The 2,803-nt window shown below is 64.0% G+C and carries 6 protein-coding genes; all 6 read left to right on the top strand.

Features of this window, described 5'->3' with window-relative positions:
* Positions 1–8: 8 nt before the first annotated feature.
* A complete protein-coding gene (locus ACIQ67_RS20470; protein WP_397536216.1) occupies positions 9–932 on the top strand; it encodes an ATP-binding protein in 924 nt (307 codons plus the stop codon).
* Positions 925–1,377: an NUDIX domain-containing protein gene (locus ACIQ67_RS20465; RefSeq protein WP_397536215.1), complete on the top strand. Its 453-nt coding sequence runs from the start codon at positions 925–927 to the stop codon at positions 1,375–1,377. The genes ACIQ67_RS20470 and ACIQ67_RS20465 overlap by 8 nt, the downstream gene beginning before the upstream one ends.
* A 16-nt stretch (positions 1,378–1,393) precedes the next feature.
* Complete coding sequence (gene hisI, locus ACIQ67_RS20460; RefSeq protein WP_397536214.1) at positions 1,394–1,783, top strand: phosphoribosyl-AMP cyclohydrolase; 390 nt, start codon at positions 1,394–1,396, stop codon at positions 1,781–1,783.
* Positions 1,780–2,154 carry a phosphoribosyl-ATP diphosphatase gene (locus ACIQ67_RS20455; RefSeq protein ID WP_397536213.1) on the top strand — a complete coding sequence of 125 codons (375 nt, stop codon included), beginning with the start codon at positions 1,780–1,782 and terminating at the stop codon, positions 2,152–2,154. Before hisI ends, ACIQ67_RS20455 begins: the two co-directional genes overlap by 4 nt.
* Position 2,155: 1 nt before the next feature.
* Positions 2,156–2,524, top strand: coding sequence for a DUF4870 family protein (locus ACIQ67_RS20450; protein ID WP_397536212.1), 369 nt, complete (start codon positions 2,156–2,158; stop codon positions 2,522–2,524).
* 11 nt (positions 2,525–2,535) lie between these two features.
* The coding region (locus ACIQ67_RS20445; RefSeq protein WP_397536211.1) for an HIT domain-containing protein at positions 2,536–2,803 on the top strand (268 nt) is incomplete at its 3' end.

Genomic DNA, 2,803 nt, shown 5'->3' with positions numbered 1-2,803 from the left:
CTGCGGGCATGTCTGCCCTTGAACATCTGATCGAGCGCGCCGAGGCGCTGCTCACCCGACTCGAATCCGTGCTTCCGCAGCCGCTGGCGGCCCCCGACTGGTCGGCCTCGGTGGCGTTCCGCGCGCGTCGCCGCGCCGGCCGCCTGCTGCTGGAGCCGGTGCGCCATGTCTCGACCATCCGTCTACAGGACCTCAAGGAAGTCGAGCCGCAGAAGGAAAAACTGCTGCGCAACACCGAGCAGTTCGTTGCAGGCCGGCCGGCCAACAATGTGCTGCTGACCGGCGCGCGCGGCACGGGCAAGAGCTCACTGATCAAGGCCTGCTTGAACGAATTCGCGCCGCAGGGGCTGCGCCTGATCGAAGTCGACAAGAATGATCTGGTCGATCTGCCCGACCTGGTGGATCTGGTCAGCGAGCGGTCCGAGCGCTTCGTGATCTTCTGCGATGACCTGTCCTTCGATGAGGGTGAGCTCGGCTACAAGGCGCTGAAGTCCATGCTGGACGGCTCGGTGGCTGCCGCTAGCGATAACCTGCTGATCTACGCCACTAGCAACCGCCGCCACCTGTTGCCCGAGCAGATGAAGGACAACCTCGCCGCCAAGATGGATGAGAACGGCGAGTTACATCCGGGCGAGGCGATCGAGGAGAAGGTTTCCCTCTCCGAGCGCTTCGGCCTGTGGGTGAGCTTCTATCCCTTCAGCCAGCCGGAATACCTGGAAATCTGCGCGCAGTGGCTGCGTTACTACGGGCTGAATGAGGCGCAGATCGCCACCGCCCGCCAGCCGGCCCTGGTGTGGGCGCTGGAGCGCGGTTCGCGCTCGGGTCGCGTGGCCTTCCAGTTCGCGCGCGATCTCGCTGGCCGCGGTCAGGCCGAGGCGCTGGCGCCCAACACCATCCACGGCGATGCACCCGAGGGCCTGGATCATGTCTGACGCGGTGCAGGAGCGAGTGCCGGTCGACGTGGCGGTGGGCGTGCTGGTCGAGCGTGGTGCGCAAGGCCGGGAAGGGCGCTTTCTGCTGACCTCTCGGCCGGAAGGCAAGGTCTATGCCGGGTACTGGGAGTTTCCGGGTGGCAAGCTGGAAGCGGGCGAAACCGTGGAACAGGCCCTGCGGCGCGAACTGCAGGAGGAGTTGGGCATCACCATCGGGGCGGCCTATCCCTGGAAGGTCGAGCTGATGGACTACCCCCATGCCCGCGTGCGCCTGCACTTCTGCAAGGTCTACGAATGGGCCGGCGAGTTCGAGATGCGCGAGCGCCAGCAGATGGCTTGGGAGAATCTGCCGGTGCAGCAGCAGCCGGTGCTGCCCGGCACGATTCCGGTGTTGCAGTGGTTTGCCGCCGAGCGCGGCTTTGTCGGCAGCACCCATGTCGGCTGACCCGTACACTGCCGGCATGCAATGGCTTGATCAGATCAAATGGGACCGCGATGGCCTGGTGCCGGTGATCGCGCAGGAGCGTGACACAGGCGACGTGCTGATGTTCGCCTGGATGAACCGCGAGGCGCTGGCGCGCACGGCGGAGCTCGGTCAGGCGGTGTATTGGAGCCGCTCGCGCAACAAGCTGTGGCACAAGGGCGAGGAGTCCGGCCATCTGCAGATCGTGCACGAGATGCGTCTGGACTGCGACAACGATGTGCTGCTGCTAAAGATTACCCAACAGGGGCATGAGCCGGGCATTGCCTGCCACACGGGCCGGCACAGCTGCTTCTATCAGCGCTTTGAGGGCGGCAGCTGGCAGACGGTGGAGCCGGTACTGAAAGACCCCGAGAGCATCTACAAATGAGCAGCAGCCAGATCGACAGCAGGGATGTGCTGGCCCGCGTGGCCGCAGTGATCGAGTCGCGCAAGCCGGGCAACGGCGGTGACGCCGCCGGCAGCTATGTGGCAAAGTTGTTCGGCAAGGGCACCGACGCCATCCTGAAGAAGGTGGGCGAAGAGGCCACCGAGCTGGTGATGGCCGCCAAGGATGCTGACGCGCAGAAGATCGTCTACGAGACGGCCGATCTGTGGTTCCACTCGATGATCGCGCTGGCCCAGTTCGGCCTCAAGCCCGAGGACGTGCTGGCGGAATTGGCCCGGCGCGAAGGCCTGTCGGGTCTGGTGGAGTTCGCGCAGCGTGGGGGCGACGCAGGGGCACAGACCCAGGAGGACTGAGATGACTGATTTCAATGAGGGGCTGGCGATGACGCAACCGATCTCTGCCGAGCGCATGGCCAGTCTCAAGCAGCTGACACTGATCACCTACATCCTCTATGCCTTGAGCGCCTTCACCGGCTTCACGGCCGTCGTCGCCATCATCATCAACTACGTCAAGCGTGACGACACCGCGGGGACGATCTACGCCAGCCATTTCACCTGGCAGATCCGCACCTTCTGGTGGAGCCTGCTGTGGGCCTGCATCGGCGTGTTGCTGATCATCGTCGGCATCGGCTTTCTGGTGCTGATCGCGGATTCGATCTGGGTGATCTACCGCATCGTGAAGGGCGTGCTGAATTGGAATGACGGCAAGCCCATGCCGGTTTGAATGTGAGCATCATGAGTCAAGACCCCAACTGCATCTTCTGCAAGATCGTCGCCGGTCAGATTCCGGCCAAGAAGGTTTACGAGGACGAGCACATCCTGGCCTTCCATGACATCCACCCCTGGGCGCCGGTGCATATCCTGATGATTCCCAAACTGCACATCCCCAGCATGGCGGAGCTCGCGCCCGAGCATGCCGGCGTGATGGGGCAAATGGCAGTGCTGGCGCCGCGCCTGATGCGCGAGCTGGGTGTCAGCAACGGCTTCCGGACCGTCATCAATA

The organism is Roseateles sp., from assembly GCF_044373315.1.
GTDB lineage: Bacteria > Pseudomonadota > Gammaproteobacteria > Burkholderiales > Burkholderiaceae_C > JACDQM01.
Note: the sequence above shows the minus strand (reverse complement) of the source record. Positions and strands in the feature narration are given on the sequence as shown.